13 protein-coding genes are annotated in these 18,356 nt (G+C 60.8%); 7 read left to right on the top strand and 6 right to left on the bottom strand.

Annotated elements, in window-relative coordinates:
• The first annotated feature begins 83 nt into the window (after window positions 1–83).
• A complete protein-coding gene (locus R3F07_17685) occupies window positions 84–1,721 on the top strand; it encodes a formate--tetrahydrofolate ligase (protein ID MEZ5278218.1) in 1,638 nt (545 codons plus the stop codon).
• Window positions 1,722–1,796: 75 nt separating this feature from the next.
• On the opposite strand, the gene R3F07_17680 is transcribed toward R3F07_17685, so the two are convergent.
• The 4 genes from R3F07_17680 to R3F07_17665 all read right to left on the bottom strand — a co-directional run bounded on the left by R3F07_17680 (window position 1,797) and on the right by R3F07_17665 (window position 5,799).
• Window positions 1,797–3,416: an extracellular solute-binding protein gene (locus tag R3F07_17680; GenBank protein ID MEZ5278217.1), complete on the bottom strand. Its 1,620-nt coding sequence runs from the start codon at window positions 3,414–3,416 to the stop codon at window positions 1,797–1,799.
• The gene (locus R3F07_17675; protein ID MEZ5278216.1) at window positions 3,416–4,276 is read right to left on the bottom strand and encodes a tetratricopeptide repeat protein; all 861 of its coding nucleotides are present in this window, start codon (window positions 4,274–4,276) and stop codon (window positions 3,416–3,418) included. Before R3F07_17675 ends, R3F07_17680 begins: the two co-directional genes overlap by 1 nt.
• A gap of 63 nt (window positions 4,277–4,339) precedes the next feature.
• The gene (locus R3F07_17670; protein MEZ5278215.1) at window positions 4,340–4,906 is read right to left on the bottom strand and encodes a hypothetical protein; all 567 of its coding nucleotides are present in this window, start codon (window positions 4,904–4,906) and stop codon (window positions 4,340–4,342) included.
• 176 nt (window positions 4,907–5,082) lie between these two features.
• Complete coding sequence (locus tag R3F07_17665) at window positions 5,083–5,799, bottom strand: PEP-CTERM sorting domain-containing protein (GenBank protein MEZ5278214.1); 717 nt, start codon at window positions 5,797–5,799, stop codon at window positions 5,083–5,085.
• 323 nt (window positions 5,800–6,122) lie between these two features.
• Here R3F07_17665 and R3F07_17660 point away from each other — a divergent pair, with 323 nt between their 5' ends.
• Complete coding sequence (locus tag R3F07_17660; protein ID MEZ5278213.1) at window positions 6,123–6,971, top strand: DUF3108 domain-containing protein; 849 nt, start codon at window positions 6,123–6,125, stop codon at window positions 6,969–6,971.
• Window positions 6,972–6,994: 23 nt separating this feature from the next.
• Here the strand turns inward: R3F07_17660 and R3F07_17655 are convergent, their stop codons facing one another.
• On the bottom strand, window positions 6,995–7,444 hold the full coding sequence (locus R3F07_17655) for a GatB/YqeY domain-containing protein (GenBank protein ID MEZ5278212.1): 450 nt from the start codon (window positions 7,442–7,444) through the stop codon (window positions 6,995–6,997).
• 180 nt (window positions 7,445–7,624) lie between these two features.
• Between R3F07_17655 and R3F07_17650 the strand changes: the two genes are divergently transcribed.
• The 5 genes from R3F07_17650 (at window position 7,625) to R3F07_17630 (ending at window position 15,387) form a co-directional block, all read left to right on the top strand.
• A complete protein-coding gene (locus R3F07_17650; protein ID MEZ5278211.1) occupies window positions 7,625–8,389 on the top strand; it encodes a HEAT repeat domain-containing protein in 765 nt (254 codons plus the stop codon).
• Between the two features lie 176 nt (window positions 8,390–8,565).
• Window positions 8,566–11,403, top strand: a complete 2,838-nt coding sequence (gene rapA / locus R3F07_17645) for an RNA polymerase-associated protein RapA (GenBank protein ID MEZ5278210.1) — start codon at window positions 8,566–8,568, stop codon at window positions 11,401–11,403.
• Between the two features lie 22 nt (window positions 11,404–11,425).
• Entirely contained in the window at window positions 11,426–12,643 is a 1,218-nt protein-coding gene (locus R3F07_17640) for a sialidase family protein (GenBank protein ID MEZ5278209.1), read from the top strand.
• On the top strand, window positions 12,640–14,757 hold the full coding sequence (locus tag R3F07_17635) for a DUF4838 domain-containing protein (GenBank protein ID MEZ5278208.1): 2,118 nt from the start codon (window positions 12,640–12,642) through the stop codon (window positions 14,755–14,757). Before R3F07_17640 ends, R3F07_17635 begins: the two co-directional genes overlap by 4 nt.
• A 48-nt stretch (window positions 14,758–14,805) precedes the next feature.
• Window positions 14,806–15,387: a hypothetical protein gene (locus tag R3F07_17630; GenBank protein ID MEZ5278207.1), complete on the top strand. Its 582-nt coding sequence runs from the start codon at window positions 14,806–14,808 to the stop codon at window positions 15,385–15,387.
• Window positions 15,388–15,752: 365 nt separating this feature from the next.
• Here the strand turns inward: R3F07_17630 and R3F07_17625 are convergent, their stop codons facing one another.
• A complete protein-coding gene (locus R3F07_17625; GenBank protein MEZ5278206.1) occupies window positions 15,753–18,335 on the bottom strand; it encodes a type II secretory pathway, component PulD in 2,583 nt (860 codons plus the stop codon).
• Window positions 18,336–18,356: the final 21 nt, after the last annotated feature.

Here is an 18,356-nt window from a genome sequence, read left to right as displayed (position 1 = left end):
ATCCCGAACGGTTGCGACCGATTCGACACTTCTATCGAAGTCAACGGTTTGTCTCCGGGAAGATGTATCCGTATGGTTGGATTGTGAGCCTTTCTGAGTCGCACCCCTCTTCCCTCCCCAGAATCGTTTCCCGTCTGGAACTCGATCCGGCTCATGTCGCCTACTACGGAAACCTCAAGGCGAAGGTCGATCTCAACGCCCTCCGGAATCCACCCCGCCAGGGCAAGCTGATCCTCGTCTCCGCCATCACCCCGACCCCACCCGGCGAAGGAAAGACCACCATGTCTATCGGGCTGGCTCAAGCCCTGCAGCATATCGGCAAACGCGCCGCCCTTGCCCTGCGGGAGCCATCGATGGGACCTATTTTCGGGCGAAAAGGCGGGGCGACCGGCGGCGGGCGCAGTTGTCTCACGCCGGCCGATGACATCAATCTCCACTTTACCGGAGATTTCCATGCGGTCACCTCGGCCCATAATCTGATGGCCGCAACCATCGACAACCGCCTCCACTTCGGAACCGCACCCATGAGCGCCTCAGGAGTCACCTGGAAGCGGGTCATGGACATGAACGACCGCTCCCTGCGAAACATCCGGATCGGCATCGGCGACGAGAAGGCGGAACGCGACTCCGGTTTCGATATCACCGCCGCCAGCGAGATCATGGCGATCCTCTGCCTGGCCCAATCCTATGATGACCTGCGGGATCGTTTGAAACGGATGGTGGTGGGTTTTGCCGTGGACGGCCAACCGGTTCGAGCCGATTCGTTCGGAGTGACCGATGCGCTCCTCGCCGTGCTTCGGAACGCCCTCCAGCCGAACCTCGTTCAATCCGACGAGGGCGTGCCCGCCTTTGTTCATGGCGGCCCCTTCGCCAATATCGCACACGGGTGCAATTCCCTCCTCGCCACCCGAATGGCCCTGGGCCATGCCGACTACGCAGTGACGGAAGCCGGTTTCGCCTTCGATCTCGGTGGTGAGAAGTTTCATCATATCAAGTGTCTTCAGGGCAACCTGTCGCCCGACCTTGTCGTTCTCGTTGCGACCGTGCGCGCCCTCAAAATGCACGGCGGCCAACCCCTTGCCGAAATCACCCGACCCGACGCGGAGGCCGTCAGTCGTGGCCTGCCCAACCTCCAGGCTCATCTCGACGCCATCGCCGCCTTTTCGCGCCCGGTAGTCGTCGCCCTCAATCGGTTCGAAGGTGATTCTTCGGAAGAAGAGCAGATTGTCATCCGGTATTGCCAGGAGGCCGGCATCCCGGTCGCCGTGGCCGACATCTTTGCGAAGGGCGGTCCGGGCGGCGAGGAACTGGCCCAGGCGGTTGTCCATGCCACCGGGATCAGCACGCCCCCTCACCGTCCGGTCTATGGGTTGAGCGATTCCGTTGAAACGAAAATCCGGACGATCGCCACCCGCATTTACGGAGCCGATGGCGTCGACTTTACCGATGAGGCCCGGGCTCAGATGGCGAACTTTGGTGACCACGGTTTTGATCAGCTGCCCATCTGCATGGCCAAGACTCAGATGTCCCTCTCAGACGATCCCAGACTGCTCGGTCGGCCGCGCGGCTTCCGTATCACGGTGCGTGGATTCGAAGTCGCCGACGGCGCCGGCTTTCTCGTTGCCCTGACCGGCAAGATGCTTCGCATGCCCGCCCTGCCCCGCTCCCCTTCGGCGGAGCGAATTACGTTCGGGCCGCAACAGGAGATCCGCGGGCTATGAAGATTGAGGGTGGGATGAAACCTGCGGGATGGCCGCTCACCGCACGTGATCAGACCTTCCGTCTGACGCTCCCTATTAGAAGTAGGGGACAACGCCCACGTTGATCAGGTCATTGCGCAATTCGAGGGTCTGCACTTCGTAGGGATGCTGTCCCGCCAGCAGTTGCCGGCTTGCCGATAACTCGTCGGATGAATCGGCTTCTGGAAACCCCTCGAGCGCCATCTGCGCGATGATGGCCGGCTCCAGGCGGCGCAACTGTTGCACAGCCTGCCGCAATTCATTGCCCATGTCGGTCTTGATTGCCTGGGCGAAGATGTCTCGAAAGGCTCCCGCAAGTCTTTCCGTCGAACCATAGGTCCCAAAAAGAAGATGGGAATTCGTGTCCCAGAGGCGGGTCGCCTCAGGCCCGGACACCGTGATCAGGCTGCCCCCGGTCGTGTAGCCTTCGTAAAACGGCGCAAATTCCGGCTCGGGATCATTCGACTCGACCCCGATGATGGAGGGATACCATCCTGAGACCTCGCTGAAGATGCGGTTGCCTTCCACGCTGGTCATGAAATGCAGCAGATCCATCGTCTCCGCCATATGGGGCGTCGCCTTGTTCACATAAAGTGAAAACCCGGTGCTAACGCCACCATCGCCAACCGGACCGATGACGTATTTTCCGTAGACCGGATCGTCTTTGTCAGGGAAAGGCATCCGGACGATCCCCACTTCAAAGGGCGCAAGTTCACGGATGCTCGGGGCATCCCAGGTCCCTGTCCCGATCATGAGCGCCTCACCCCGGATGAACTGCTGGGTCGCATCATCGCGGGAAAGTTGAAGGAAGCCCGGGCGCATCATCCCGCCGAGTTCCCGGACCATCTGCAGGCCGGCCTGGAGATCCGGGGAATCATGCGACCACTTTCCGTTCAGGTAGCCGAACGCGAGGTCGTGCAGCAGGAGCTTGAGCTTGTGATCCCGGTCGAGCGTGTAGAGAAACGGCATCATCAACCGGCCGAACATGTAGTCCATGATCCACTTGGAATTAAGCTGCCCCCCGGCGATGGGAACAAGCGCCCGACCGGTTTCCCGGCTGACCCGGTTGATGGTCTCTCCCATCTCGAGAAACTCGCGGTAGTCCGACGGCGGCCGATCGTATCCCGTCACCTCCTTCAGCAGGTCCTTGTTGTAGAACATGCGGATGCTCACCATGCAGAGGGTCGGCGCATAGTAGTGATTCAGGTCCGGATGAAAGCCCTGCGAGCCTCGCATGCCGTCGCGGAATGTTTTCCGCCACGGCACGCCTTCCATCACCGTGCCCACGTTGTAGGGATTGGGAAGATCAACGTAACGGGTCACCGGCTGGAAATACCGCGGAATGATATCCTTCATCCCGGGAAGCCAGGTTCCGAATTCGACGATATCAGTTGCGACCCCCCCGGTCAGATTGGCCCGCAGCCAGAGTTGGTAAACCCGTCCGGGCACGAGGTTCTGCTCAACCCTGACTCCGGGATTGAGCTCCTCGTAACGGTCCAGCTGGGCCTGCACGGCCTCCGGTATATTGCTCTCGATCTGCCAGTGGGTCAGCCGGATGGTCACCCGATCATCCACCACATCCACCGCCTTGCGAAAAAACACCCAGAGCACTGCCGCGACATAGACGGCGATCACCACCAGAATTCCGACAATCTGCCTCTGTCCTCCAGATTTCATCAGTCCGTCTCCTCCTCGCCGGTGATTGCCTCAATCTTCTTCTGCACCGCGTAACGACGTTGATCGCCGTAGTATTCCGACACGAAACGCCGGTAATAGGGCACCGCGTTTCCCGGTTGCCCGGCAAGGACATAAAGCTCGCCGATCCGCACCAGGACATCCGCTCGTGACCCGATATCCAGGACACCCTCTTCCTCCGCGGCGACAAGGTGGGGGAGCGCTCCGGTATCCTCGAGTTTGTAATGAAAGTGAGCGCTCGCCATGAGCAGATGAAGGTCCCGTCTGGCATCTCTTCCTGTCGCCTTGGCCAGAAGCTCACCGGCGGCCGCCAACCTTTCGGCCGGTGCCCCGGCATCGGGAAGGGAGTAGACGATGAGCAGACCCAGCTTGACCAGACTCATCTGCGCCCAGCGCGATTCCGGATGTTCGTCGATCAGGAGCTGAAAATGACGGGCGGCCTCTTCCGGCTCCATCGGACTTCGATAGATCTGGTGGATCCGCCCCAGGAGGAATCGGGATCCCAGACCCAACTCATCGTCCCCGGACTCGGCCAGCGAAAGGAAGATGCTCTCCGCCAGATCGAGTTGTTCCCTGGTTGCGGGATTGGCCGAGAGCAGAGCGACCGCATAGCCGAAACGGGCCTCCCGCGGACCCTCCTCAAGTCCACCGCCCAGTTCCCCAAACCCCAGCAGCGATTCATTCGGGAAAAAGGTGGCCGCACTTTCCCAGGCCGCCTTCATGATTTCGTCCGCGCCCCTCTCCTCCCCGGCCCCCATTAACCGGCAACTCAGGGCACCGACCAGGGTAGCGGTTATCAGGGATGACCTGACGAACAGACTCAAGAGGGGCGATCTCACCATCGATTCACATGATGAGAGTATCATTTGACGGAGCAACTACGGATCACCGATCCCCGCCGACACTCACCGGATGTCGAGACTGTCAGCCACCGCATCCAGAATGGGCAGCCAGGCATCCATATCCTCCGCCCGGGCCGTCCCGACAACCGTGTAGAGGTCATTTCCTCGGGAAAGACAGGTGAAGACGAAACCGGTTTTCCGTCGGCTTCCGTCCGCCTGGCGAACCTCCGAGACGAAAGAAGCCCTGGCCGCTTCTTCCCCGTCGACAAACAGCGGCATCGGATTCGACTGCGCCTCCACCGGAAAGGACTTGGCGAAATTGTCCAGTTTCAGGAAGAGCAGACGCACCGGGGACTTCGATTGGCCGGAAGCGAGGGGTTCCCGCAAGACCGTGATGCCCACCGTCTCGGATTCGTCCGTTATCAGCATGAGAACCGCACCGCCCTTCGGGACGGTCGCCCCCCAGTCATCCGGCATATCGACGGAAACGAGGCCGTCGGCCGAGGTGAGAATCCGACCCTGCGTGACATTCCCCACCAGGCAGAAAGCCATCGAAATGAAGAAAAGGACCACCCCCACGGGTCTCCGGCCCTTCGCCCAAAGACTTCTGTCCACGAGTCGCCCGTTCATTCCCCGATCATCCGTGCACCAGAATCCAAGTCGACTCCATTTTTCAGGCGGTGAAACCGCCCGATCCGCAGGCAGCAAAGCGGGCAGTGTGCCTGCGCAACACTGCCCGCCCGTCATGGATCGGGAGAGCCGGGCGGTGCGTGGTCACCGTCCCGGTCATCTCCCATCCCCTCGTATCATGCCACCGCCTTCTTTTCAGAGAAGCGTCGGCGAAGAACAGTCAGCCCGAGGAAACCGATGGCGATCCCGGTGATGATGGTGGACGGCTCCGGCACGGCCGAAAGCTTGGCGTAGAAGACATAGTCGTTGTAGTCGTGGTCATTGCGCGATGACTGCGAATTGATGTCCTCCAACATCCAGACATAGTGGGTGTCCATGCCATCCCGATAAACGTAGGTCCTGAGGTTGGCGTCGTCATAGAGATGCACGTCGCCCGCCGCCGAGGCATCATACCCGCCGGCCGTATTGGTCAGGAAGACGAGATCAAGTGACTCCGACGGCGTGTTCGTCCTGATCCGGACCCCGTCGGTATTGGCAAGGGGCTTGTTGCTCATGAGGAATGTATTCCCCGCCAGGATATGCAGATCATTGGTGTATCCCGCGCTGGAGAAAATCTCCTCGATCGTCAGGGAGGCTCCGCCGGTGGCGAAAGTGGCGAACGGAATGCCGTTGTCGCTGGTGTCGTCCCGCAGGAAGGTGAACCCGGTCGTTGGGATCATCATGGTGACGTTATTGACCGTGGCCCAATCGGTCTTGGTCATCGACCGGAGTTCATTGGCGACCGCCGACTCCCCGATGGCATTGACCGTCAGGGCGGCCTGGGCGGTGCTGATGACAGACAGACTGATGACCGATGCGGCGATGGCCGCGTTTCTGATCGTTTTTGTATTCATATTCATTTCCCTCAAGTGTGTGATGCGATTTCTGATACGCGCTTCCTTCGATCTTCCATTTCCACCCATTTTCCCCAGGAGTAAAGCGCACAACGCTCCATCGGTAATCAAACGGGGAGACACCGAATATACACGTACGGGTGGACTGAGTAATTGCCCCTAAGGCGATGGGGGAATCTCCCCATCGCGCCCCGAAAGTCATTCGCCCCATGCCAAACCCGGCTTGAGCTCAAATGCCTGCTTTCAGTTGGGACTTGCGAAGAATCCCGCTACGTTGATCCTCGAGCGAACCAACTCATTTCCCGGGTGTCTCATTCCCCACCATGTCTCTGCGCAGGCTCATACTCCTGATCCCGTTTCTCGCCGTCCTTTTCGGTCCTGTGACCCGCGCCGAGCTCGAAATCGGAGGGGTGGATGACGGTGTCCCCATGCCGGCCTTCCTGCCGCCCGAAGAGCGCGGCGCCGGCTTCGTGCCCGGCGAGCGTCTCGAGTTCCACGGCGGCTGGGGCATCTTCTCGGACATTGCGAAAATCATAGTCACCACCGGCGAAGGCGTTGAGGAAAATCAAGGCGTCTTTCACATCGTCAGCCTCGCGTCAACCAAAGGCATCATTCGCGCCATCTATCCGGCGGACACCCGGACCGACACCCTGCTCGATCCAAGGGCCTGGACCCTCCTCTCGTCCCGCCTGGTGGGACGCTCCGGCAAGGACGACAACAAATCCCTGACCCAAATCGATTACGAAAACGGGGTGGTCCGCCACAACGATGAGATCAAGACCGAGGCCTCCTACGTCCAGCCCCTGCCGATGTCCCCGGTTCTCGACTATATGTCGGCGGTCTTCCAGATGCGCGGTCTCCCGCTGCAGCCCGGGAGCACCTTTCCCATCTTCGTCCAGGGAGGAGGGAAATTCTACTTCGTTCATGTCGACGTCACCGGAATCGAAGAGATCAAGACGGCGTTGGGACGGGTCTCCTGTTTCATTCTGAAGCCCAGAATGGACAAGCCCACCGGAATCTTCGCCCGGGGAGGAGGCGTCACCCTCTGGATCACCAATGACCCCCATCGCCTCCCGATTCGCGCCGACGTCAACCTCGGGTTCGGGACCGCCCGCCTGCGCCTCGACCGCTACGAACCGCCCGAGGGCGAGGCCCGCGGGAAATCCCGCTAGAACTGAACGGGCCGCGCCAGGGATCAGGCCAGTCTGCCCTGCAGTGCCTTGCTGACCTCTCCAAAATCGATAAGGGCGGCGTCCGGGTGTTTCTTGATTGCACCGATGACCCGCCCCATCTCCTTTCGGGAAGTCGCCCCCGTCTCTGCCAGGACACGATCAATGATGGCCTGAAGGCGATCGCCTGTGATCAACTGCGGCAGATAGGTCTCAAGCACTTCGATCTCATGGAGATTGGCCGAAATGAGGTCTTCACGATTGCCCTTTTCGAAATCGAGGTTGGCCGCCGCCAGGTTCTTGACCGCCTTGCGCAGCGTCGCGATCACCAGCTCGTCGTCGATCGGCACATTCTGATCGAGGGAAGCCCGCTGAACGGCGGCGTCAGCTGAGCGCAGAATCAGGGCCTGACCCGAGTCGCGGGCCTTGACGGCCAGGATGATGTCCGCACGGAGTTTTTCGTAGAGGGATGCCATGAACGAAGAGCCATACAGATGCCGGACGCCAAGTTCAAGGGACCGTTTTCTTCATTCTCCTCACGGAAAACCGGCACATCAGGCCGCAGAAATCATCCTCCGGAGCTTTTCAGATCGCGGTCGGCCGCAGCCCAATACCCTTGAGAATTCCTCGGGACCGGCTAGATTTCCGCAATATCCATGAAGCAGTTCACCTTCAGGACCCTGCTCATCATCACGTTTTTCGTAGCGGCAACCGCCCTGACCCTGTCCCTTCGCCTGGGTGAACCCTCCCCCATCTCACCCAGGGAAGCCGAACTCCAGCGGGAACTCGATGCGCTCGAGCAGCGGATCGAAGACCTGACAGGCAAATTGGCCGCAGTCCGCGAGGAAGATCCCCTTCCGGGTTTCGTGGCTGAAACGCCCCATCCGCCGCCACCGGTCGAAACCTCCGTCAATTCCACCACCGCGGCGCGGGTCGCCGAGATCGGAGAAACCATGGAAGATGTGCGCTGGACCATGACCCTCCGCGGGATGATGCCTCCGACAGCGGACCACATCGATCGGTCCCGATCGCTGCTTTTCGATCCCAATGCCGATCTGCGCGAGCAACTCGCAGCCCTGAGGATCCTCCGGACGTCCGACCAGCTGACCGACGACGATGTCCGCCAGATGGTGAAGATCTTCAACCAAACCGATAATGAGAAGGCCCGGGTGGAAATCATCCGACGGCTCGATAACGTCCGCACCCCGGAGTTCCTCGACACCCTGATGATTGCGTCGTCCACCAGCGACAACGCAAAGGTCAGGGCAGAAGCGATCGATTCCCTCTCCGGGTATCTCCCCGATCCGGACCTCAAGGACTGGCTGACCGTGGTTTCCCGAGACGATCCCAACAAGAAGGTGCAACGCGAAGCAAACCGACTCCTAGAAAAGTACTGGCCCAAGGTCGAGGACGAAGGATGACCAGGACGGGAATTGCTGGGGACGCACGCAGTGGTCAATGAGTAACCAAATCGAACCGGCGACCGCGGCCCGACAATCTCGCTCGCGCCGGGTCACCCGGCGCCGGAATCCGCAAACCACCTTCCCTCCTCGTCCCCGGCATTGACGGAGGGGACCAGAGAAGGGTTCAATCAGGCATGTCTTTGAATCTTGTCGGCCAGCGCTGCGTCAGCGAGACCGAGCCCGAACTCGGCCTCGGCATCGTTGTCAGCATCGGGCGTCACCAGATTGGCATCGATTTTCCGGGCTCCGGGGAAAAGCGGCTCTACGCTCCCGGCACGCCGATTCTCAAGCGGGTCCGGTTCCGGGCCGGCGAAACCATCCGGACGACCGAAGGTGCGTTGCTCGTGATCGAGTCCATCGAGGAAGTCGACGGACTCCTGGTCTACCTCGGCAATGGGATGAGAGTCCGGGAAGATGCCATTTCCGATCAGAATCTCGCCAACGGCCCCCTTGAGCGCCTGATGCAGGGCCAGATGGATCCGCTGGAGGTCTTTGATCTGCGGACCCGCTGCCTCGAGGGCCAGGCGGCCTTCCGTCAATCCCCCGTCCGCGGTTACCTCGGCGGCCGCATCGACCTGATCCCCCACCAATTCTATATCCTGAACGAAGTCGCTTCCCGGCAAATCCCCCGTGTCCTCCTGGCCGATGAAGTCGGACTGGGCAAGACCATCGAAGCCTGCCTCATCCTCCAGAGACTCCTCGCGACCGGCATGATCCGACGGATCCTCATTCTCGTGCCGGAGCCGCTCGTCCATCAATGGTTTGTGGAACTGCTCAGGCGGTTCAATCTCTGGTTCAGCATCTTCGACGAGGAGCGGTGTCATTCGCTCGAGCACAGCCTTCCCGACAGCAATCCTTTCCTCGATGAACAACTGGCACTGTGCAGCATTGCCTTTCCGGCCGGAAACGAGATCCGGCGGGCACAGATCCTCGAGGGTGACTGGGACATGGTCGTGGTCGACGAAGCCCACCATCTGGACTGGACCCCTGAAAGATCGAGCCCGGAATACGACCTTGTAGATCAACTGGCATCCAAGGCCCTCGGTTTGCTTCTTCTCACCGCCACTCCGACCCAGCTCGGAATGACCGGCCACTTTGCCCGCCTTCGTTTGCTGGATCCGGACCGTTACGGGGATCTGGAGACCTACCTGAATGAAGCCAAGAACTACGCCCCGGTCGCCAAGATAGTGGGCCGTATCCTCGAAGCGGAAAAACTGACGGCCGCCGACCAGAAGGATCTCAAACGCATTTTCAAAGGCGACGAAAAGCGCCTCGGCCGGCTTCTGGACGAAATGAAGAACGGCAAGGCCGAGGCGAAGAACGCCCTGCTGCGTTCGCTTCTCGACGAGCATGGCACCGGCCGGGTTGTCTTTCGCAATACCCGAACCGCCATGACGGGATTCCCCAAGCGTGCCTATTCGCCCGCCCCGATCGACAACCCTTCACCGACTCTGATCAAGCGGATGAACCGCGAATTCGAAGCCGAGGCCACCGGGCACGAATCCGACATCCGCTATTCCTTCTCCGACGACCCCCGCATTGACTGGCTGGTCGGCCTCCTCAAGGAACTCAAGGAAGACAAGGTGCTGCTGATCTGCCACTCCCGACGCAAGGCGATGGCCCTCGAGAGCGCAATCAAGGAGGTTACGAATCTGAAGATTGCCCTCTTCCATGAGGAACAGCCGCTGGTCAGCCGGGACCGCCAGGCCGCCTGGTTCGCCGAACCCGATGGCGCCCGGCTGTTGATCAGCTCGGAGATCGGCAGCGAGGGACGCAATTTCCAGTTTGCCCATCACCTCGTCCTCTTCGATCTGCCGATGAATCCCGGGCTTCTCGAACAGCGCATCGGCCGACTCGACCGCATCGGCCAGACCCGCACCATCCGCATTCACTTCCCCTACCTCAAGGGGAGTGCGCAGGAGTACATTCAGGACTGGTATCATCAGGGCCTCGACGCCTTTGAGACCCTCATCCACAGCGGGACCGAATACGAAGCCGCCTTTCGCGATCGGGTCATCGGTTTTGCCCTTGATGCGAAGGCGCATCAGCGGCCGAGGGGTCAGGTTGCGGGGGAACGTCTGATCACAGAGACGATCCGGTTCCGGAAAGCCCTGACCAAACGTATGCAGGAGGGACGCGACCGCCTGCTCGAACTCAATTCGTTCAATCCGGAGATCGCCGAGGCGGTCATCGGGCAGGTCCGCCAGGCCGACCGCGACCCGCGGCTCCGCGATCTCCTCTTCGAACTGATGGAGCATTTCGGTGTCCGCATCGTCGAGCATGAGGACGGCGACGTTTTTCTCGACCCGAGTCACGCCTACGTCGAGGCTTTCCCCTCACTGCCCCGGGAAGGCACGCTGGCCACCTTCGATCGGACGCGGGCCATCCAACGCGAGGACATCACCTTCCTCACGTCGGATCACCGCATTCTCCAGGATACGCTCGATCTCCTCCTCAACTCGCCCACCGGTACGGTCTGTTTCTGCACGGCGAAATCGACCGAGCCAAACATCTTGCTCGAGGCGATCTACCAGCATGAGTCCGTTTCGAGAGTCCAGTGGCACGTTGAACGGTTTCTTCCCCCGACCCCCGTGCGTGTCGTGGTGGATATCCGGGGCAATGACCTGAGCACCGGGTTCAGGCTCCCCGAAACCACAGAGTCCGGAACCGAACCGGCCCTCCGTCAACTGCTTGATTCCGGGGGGCTCAATCTTGAAGTGATGAAATCCCTGCTCGGGGCAACCACGCGAGCCGCTGAAAAGGAAGCCGAGCACCGAAAGGTGGAGGCCGGCAAGATCGCCGTCGAGGCCCTCGGGACGGAACTCCAGCGATTGATCGATCTGAGGAAGATCAACGATCACGTTCGGCCCGAGGAAATCACCCTGGCCCGGAGCCAGCTGAACGAGACACTCAAAGCGATCACCAAGGCCCGGCTTCGCCTCGATTCAATCCGGCTGATCCTGATGAATTGAAGGCCCATGATATCCTGAAGGAGTGAAACCCCGGATTCGATCAACTTCGGTCTTTGTTCCCTCTCCGGAGGAAGGAACCTGTGTCATGGGCGGATCCTACTACACCCGCGCCACCGGAACCGATCTGATGAGCGTCCACACCCTCTCATCCCGATCGGACATCCTTTCACACGAGTACTACCGTTTTTCGAATGACAACGGGAGGACCTGGTCGGAGCCCACCCTCGTGCCGGCCGGCCGGCAGACCCAAGCCGGCATGCTCCGGCGCCACCAGCGCGGTGGCTATCTGGATCCGGCGACCGGCCGGTTCATCAAGCTGCGCAACGAAGCCGTTCTGCCCAACGACGAAGTCCTCGAATTCATGCGCTTCAACACTGTGCATTACGCCGTCTCGCTCGATGGCGGCCGGAGCGACCTCTTTGACGAGCCCCTGGTTCAGAGCGGCCCCGGGTTCAGCGCGGATCACCCCCTACCCAACGTCCGGCGCGGTCATAACTGTTTCATGCTCGGCGATTCCACCTGCCTGCCGATCACCCTGCCCGACGGGTCCCTTCTTCAACCGGTGCAGATTTCCCCGACCGGGCCGGATGGCGTTTATCGCCCGCGGGGACCCGGCTTTACCGATACCGATTGCGCGGTCATCCGGGGCACCTGGCGCGACGATCTCCACCTTGACTGGGAACTCACCGGCATGGTCATTGCCGATCCCGGGCGGACCACACGGGGTCTCATCGAGCCGACCCTTGCCCGACTCGCCGACGGCCGCATCCTCATGGTCATGCGCGGCTCAAACGACCAGCGACCCAAGCTCCCTGGCTACCGCTGGTTTGCCCTTTCATCCGACAACGGGTCGACCTGGACCACGGCCGAACCCTGGACCTATGAATCCGGAATTGCCTTTCATTCCCCGAGTTCCTGTTCCCAGTTGATCGCCCATTCTTCGGGTCGACTCTACTGGATCGGCAACCTCTGCCAGAAGAACCCCCAGGGCAATCTGCCCCGCCACCCCATCGTGATCGGCGAGGTATCCATGGAATCCGGACGCCTGATCGAAGAGACAGTCGCAATCATCGACGATCGCCACCCCGACGACGGCCCTTTCCTGACCCTGTCCAACTTCTATGCCCGCGAGGACCGGGAAGACGGCACGATCAAACTCCACCTCCTGCGCTGGTCAACCGGAGGCCAGAGGGGCTACCAGGGGGACTGCATGCTCTACGAAATTGAGATCACAGAATGAAGATCACCATTCGAGTCCCCGACCCTGAACTGGACCAGACTCCGATCCGGGCCCACCAGGAAGACCAGATTGATTTCAGACTGGACCAGGTGGGCGCAGACCGGACCACGGTGGCGTTCGCCGCCCTCGAACTGAAGCAGTTTCTCGATCGGACAATTGCCGGGGCTGAAGTGGCCTTCGCTTCGACCGCGATCGGAGGGAACAGCAGAGGAGGCGAGGAAGATCTCAGCATTCACCTTCGGATTTCCCCGGATGGCCGGCCCGTCGGCAGCTATCGTTTCGAGCCCGAAATCCGGGGATTGACCATCGCAGGTGAAGACCGCACCGGCGTCCTCTACGGCGTCTACCACTTTCTGGAAAGCCAGGGATGGAAGTGGTTGTCGCCCGGACCGGGCGGCGAGATCCCGCCCGAAACAGGCGCAGAGCTGACCCTGCCCGCCCGCCCGGAAACCCATTCACCCGCCTTCACCCTCTGTCGTGGATTCGACTTCGCGGCCAGATCAATGGAATCGGTCGAGCTGCTTCACTGGATGGCCCGGAACCGGCTGAACCTGGCCGGTCACCGTCCGACCACCGGTGCCCTCGGCCGCAAGCTCGGGATGCTCTACAAGAACGGGGGTCACATCTTCGAGCCCATCCTCGATCCCGATCGCGTGCTGGAGGACGGACGGACGGTGTGGGAAGCACATCGCAACTGGTACGGCAGGCCCGCCAAGGGCGAGCTGACCAAGGCAAACGCCCTCCGAACCCAGTTCTGCGTCTCCCAGCCGGACCTGCTTGATTTCCTGGCCGAGGAACTGGTCCACAAGATCGAGACCGAGTGGTCCGAGGCGGACCTGGTCGCGGTTTGGGGGTTCGACACCTGGGGAAGCTGCTGCACCTGCGAAAAGTGCCGATCCCTGGGCAATGACTCCGACCAATACGTCTTTCTCCTTTCCCGGCTCAGGCAGGAGATCGACAAGGCCCGCGCATCCGGACGGCTGCGTTATCCGGTCCGCATGGCCGGCTGCGCTTACGAAGGCACCAGTACTCTGGGGGGGCCAAGTGGAGCCATCCCGCAAAACCTGATCGATGCAGGTGACGCCATCATCTTCTACCCGATTGACCGCAGCTATGCCGCCGATCTCAACGACCCCTCTTCCGACACCAACCGGCCCTACGACGCTGCCCTGGACAGCTGGCTGAACCGATCCGAACGCCTTCCGGTCATCGTCGGTGAATACTACAATGTTTCCAAGTATGAAGACCTGCCCGCCCTCTTCACGAAGAGGATCGAGAACGACCTGAAGGCCTACCACGACCGGGGCATCACGGGCATGACCTACATGCATTTTCCCATGGTCAACTGGGCGGTGCGGACGCTGACCCAATACCACTATGCACGGGCCAACTGGAACACGTCCGTCGAGGCCGGTCCGCTTGTCCGTTCGTATCTGAACGGCCGATACGGACCGCACGGGAAGGACATGGCCGATGCCTACGGCCTGATCGAATCGGGCTACAGCCGGATCGGCGAATGGAGGAACTGGCACTCCAGCGTTCTGGAGGCCCTCATGCATTGGGATGGGGCGCCCCCCGGGAAGCCCCTCAAGGTGGCCAATGACCTGGGAGATGCGGCTGGCGCGATCTGCGATGGTGAACGCTCACTGGGCGAACTGTCGCAGGCCCTCCAGATGATCGAAGCGCTCGTCCAGAGGGAGCAGGAACGCGATGCGGAGAATCCCGACCTTTCCTTCCGGGTGGCAGTCAATCCGGTGGACTATACCGGCATGAAGAGGGGCTCGCCCTATGCCCTGTCGCTCGGAGAGGATCGAAGGCTGCTACGCTACGGATGCGACACCATGGAACTGATGACCGAGATGGTGCGCTATCACGATGCCCTGGTGCGCAATGACCTGGATCTCGCCGATCTTGTCTGGCGACGGTTGGAGGGAGTAGCCGACCGGATGGACACCTACTGGGTGCCGATTGAATACATCTACCCCGGTCCGGGCCTCAACAGCAGGGACGCGTTGAGCCGCACCCAGTTGCGTGACCTCATCGCCCGTTGCCGGCGATGGAGGAGGACTCGCGGACCGGTTCGGTGTAAAGAGAAAGTCCAACGGAACGCATGAGACGGGTGTGCGCTTGAAAAGAAACCGTTTTAGGCCGTAGTTACCGGAATGTCGCTCAAGAATAACTTGCTCCTCGCCCTCACCTCGGTTCTTGCGGTGTCCACCGCTTCTGCCGGCAAGAAGGAGGATCTGGCCGCCCAATCGACGATTGAGCTCTTCAAGGAAGCCAAGGCGACCGCGCCTTTCTTCGAGAGCGCCTACGCCTACGCGGTCTTCCCCTCCATCGGGAAAGGGGGCATCGGAGTCGGAGGCTCCTACGGCAAGGGACAGGTTTTCCGGAACGGCAAGCACCTCGGCGACACCTCGATGACCCAGGTCACCATCGGGTTCCAACTGGGAGGTCAGGCCTTCTCCCAGATGATTTTCTTTGAGGACGAGGCCGCCTTCACGGAATTCATCAGTGGGAATTACGAGTTCGGCGCCCAGGTCTCGGCCGTGGCCCTGACCGCCGGCATCGAGGCGTCCGCCGGGACCGGAGGCACCACCGCCGGAGCCTCGGCCGGAAGCGACAGTGCCCATGCCCAGCACGCGTACAGCATGGGCGTGATCATTTTCACCATTGCCAAGGGTGGTCTCATGTACGAGGCCTCGATCGGCGGTCAGAAATTCAAATATCACGCTCTGGACTGAGAGGCCCGATCGGTAAATTCCCGGTAAGAAGAGCCCAAGGCAATCACCTACGGGCATCGGGGGACCGATGTAATCCGCCAGAGTGGTTGCGCTCGGCAAAGAATCCGCGGTCAGTTGGCTGAAAAGAGTCGATCAGACTCCGGAAGGCCGGCGCGATCTCAACTGGTGCGTCATTCGCCGGGTCTGTCACAAACCTGAACTCTCCCGCGAAGAACGGCGCCGACGTATCCGATTTCTCCTCGAAGGGATCTCCCGACTCAATGCGTGACGGCGTGATCGGGATCCGCAGAACCTTTTGAGGAATACGCAAGAGCCCGCCTGATCGGCGGGCTCTTGTCGTTTACCGCCTCAGAGATGACCGTCGCTCAGTTGCGGGCCCGGTCAACCGACCCGGAGGGAGTCACGATCGTCGGATTCTGGAAGAGCGAGTTGGGAAGGACACTCTTGAGTTCCTGCTTCTTCGGCGAACCTCCCGGGCTGACCAGGTTGGCGGTGACGAAGATGAGGAGATTGCGCTTGGTCGTTGACTCGCCCTCCGATCGGAAGAGCCGGCCCAGCATCGGAAGATCACCGAGGAGTGGGATCTTGTCATTGATCGACTTGGTCTCCTCGCGGGTCAGACCGCCCATGACAACGGTGGCCCCGTCCCAGATGGTGACCTTGGTCGTGACTTCCCGAACCGAGAAGATGGGCTGATAAAAACCTGGCGGGACCGTCACGGTCGTTCCGGACGAAATGGCGATGCTGGAGCCGCCGTATTCGACAAACCCATCGAATTCGGTGACCCGCGGATTCAGATCCAGACTGATGCTGTAGTCATCCTCTTCCACGGTCGGCGTGACGGCCAGCTCAACTCCGACATTGCGCGTCTTGAAGTCCTGGGGAGTGCCTGCCGTGATGGTGACGCCCGCGGAACCGCCCGTGGTCACACCACTGGCCTGGCCCACCTGGCTCTCAATATCGGTATAACGTTCCGGATAGCGGAATTCCTGGGCGACCGTGATGGTGGCAAGATTTCCCGACAGCACCGTCACCTTGGGCGAACTGAGCAGGTCGGTACCGGTCTTCCGGGAGAGGGCGCGGATACTGGCCTCGATATTGAAGTCTCCGATGATACCGCTCACAATCGCCAGGGGAGACGAGCCGGTTCCCAGATCGACATCACCGGGAAGGTTGGGCGGCCCGGTTTCATAGCTGTCATTGTTGATCCGGATTTCGTTGGTCGAGCCACCGGTCTCAAACGTACTGGAAAGCGTCCGGAAATCGCTCTGGTAAACCTGGGTGCCGTCCGAGTTCTGGATCAGCCAGTCGATTCCGGATTCCTCGAGATCACCTTCCGCCACCTCCATGAATTTCGCTTCAATCTCCACCTGGCGAACTTCACTGTATCGATTGAGGATATTGCGGATGCGCTGCAGGTTCCGGCTGGTATGGGTGACGATCATGGCGGATCCGTCGTAGACCAGGCTGCTGCCGGGAACAGATTCGAAGTTGACCCCCGCCTGTTGAAGGAATCCCCGGATCGCACGCGACTCGCCGCTCGGGCTCGCTTCGGAGCTTCCGCTCGAACTGAAGGGATCGTTCGCCGACGACCTCGATCCCGGACCTGAATCGCCGCTCCCCGCGACCATCCGTATGACGGTCGAACGTGAAACCGGGAAGAACTCAGTATCCAGATTGGACAACTCGCCACCGGGGCGAACGACAACGGCATCCGCCTGGACTTCATACTGGAAACCGACCGAATCGACAATGAAGTCGAGCACCCGCTTGAGCGACAGATTGCGCAGGGTGAGGTTGACGATCGGATTGGTCTGATTGGGGTCGAGCAGGACGATGTTGACCCCTTTGGAACTTGCCCCCGCCGTATCATACTCCTCGGAGATCTGGCTGAGGCCGTTGATCACACTGCTCAGGCCGACTCCACTGTAGCTGACGTTCGGGATGACGATCCGCTCGAGCTTGCGCAGGAGGGGCGCCTGCTCGTCTTCGGCCGGGCCTTCGCGCTCCCGCTCCTCGTAGACACCGGGTCGCTGCCAGGACTGGGTGACCTCGGCGAGGAGTTGCTCGCGGGTCTTGGCCTTGTCCAGCCAGCCGGTGCGCTGGCGTTGCTCGGCAATCCGCTTGAGGAAATTCTTCGCTTCGACGTTCCCGGGATCAATCGTCTCCACTTCCTTGAACGTCTCTTCAGCCCCGACCAGATCTCCCGCGACATAGCGACTGCGACCGGTCAAAATCATCCGCTCGATTTCCGCATTTTCGGCGACAAAATCCGGACTGACCTGCCCCAGGGGAAGCATGGCTTTGCGACTCCTGTTCTCATCGTAGCCTTTCGACGGCGCGCTCGGCGGCGGCGTTGATCTGGTCGAAGCAGAAACCGGCGGCTCATTCATCCGGGCCAGTTCATCGCGTTCGGCCCGGATTTCATTGATCAGCGAAATGGTGACCGGATTCGGCGTCAATTGCTGTACCGCCATGTCGTAGGAACCGATGGCGGCATCGATCTGGCCGCGGTTGGCCTGGCCACGGGCGGTGCTCTGAAGCTCACGGGCCCGTGCCATCGATTCGGCCTGCCGATCCGCTTCCGCGGCAGCGATCTGCCTGGGATCCGGTGGGGGTGGAGCGGACGAGGAAACAGAAGACCCGCTGGTCGTCGTGGTCACCCCGGCCGGTCGGGGGGCGGCCTGCTTGGCCAGTTCTTCATTCACCTGGGAAAGCATCCGATCCACGGTCGCCTCGTCGCCGGCGATCCCTTTCAGCTCAATGAGCTTGTCGCGGGCTGTCACATAATCACCGGAATCGCGGGCCCGGAGGGCATCCGCCATCAACTGAATCTTGGTCTCGGTGACGGATTGGGCTTTGAGGTCTGGAATGAGGACCAATGCCATCGCGAGGGTGAGGAAACCGGCCAGGAAGACCGAGAACCGGAGGGTTAGGCGCATAGTCATGATCAGGAATAGGTTGGAGGC

It is taken from the genome of Opitutaceae bacterium (genome assembly GCA_041395105.1).
GTDB lineage: Bacteria > Verrucomicrobiota > Verrucomicrobiia > Opitutales > Opitutaceae > B12-G4.
Note: the sequence above shows the minus strand (reverse complement) of the source record. Positions and strands in the feature narration are given on the sequence as shown.

Bases quoted from the DNA above. Each gene is read 5' to 3' on its own strand.
- R3F07_17670 (MEZ5278215.1), bottom strand. From the start codon at position 4,906: ATGAACGGGCGACTCGTGGACAGAAGTCTTTGGGCGAAGGGCCGGAGA.
- R3F07_17630 (MEZ5278207.1), top strand. From the start codon at position 14,806: ATGTCGCTCAAGAATAACTTGCTCCTCGCCCTCACCTCGGTTCTTGCG.
- R3F07_17665 (MEZ5278214.1), bottom strand. From the start codon at position 5,799: ATGAATACAAAAACGATCAGAAACGCGGCCATCGCCGCATCGGTCATC.
- R3F07_17660 (MEZ5278213.1), top strand. From the start codon at position 6,123: ATGTCTCTGCGCAGGCTCATACTCCTGATCCCGTTTCTCGCCGTCCTT.
- R3F07_17655 (MEZ5278212.1), bottom strand. From the start codon at position 7,444: ATGGCATCCCTCTACGAAAAACTCCGTGCGGACATCATCCTGGCCGTC.
- R3F07_17675 (MEZ5278216.1), bottom strand. From the start codon at position 4,276: ATGGTGAGATCGCCCCTCTTGAGTCTGTTCGTCAGGTCATCCCTGATA.
- R3F07_17650 (MEZ5278211.1), top strand. From the start codon at position 7,625: ATGAAGCAGTTCACCTTCAGGACCCTGCTCATCATCACGTTTTTCGTA.
- rapA (MEZ5278210.1), top strand. From the start codon at position 8,566: ATGTCTTTGAATCTTGTCGGCCAGCGCTGCGTCAGCGAGACCGAGCCC.
- R3F07_17680 (MEZ5278217.1), bottom strand. From the start codon at position 3,416: ATGAAATCTGGAGGACAGAGGCAGATTGTCGGAATTCTGGTGGTGATC.
- R3F07_17625 (MEZ5278206.1), bottom strand. From the start codon at position 18,335: ATGACTATGCGCCTAACCCTCCGGTTCTCGGTCTTCCTGGCCGGTTTC.
- R3F07_17635 (MEZ5278208.1), top strand. From the start codon at position 12,640: ATGAAGATCACCATTCGAGTCCCCGACCCTGAACTGGACCAGACTCCG.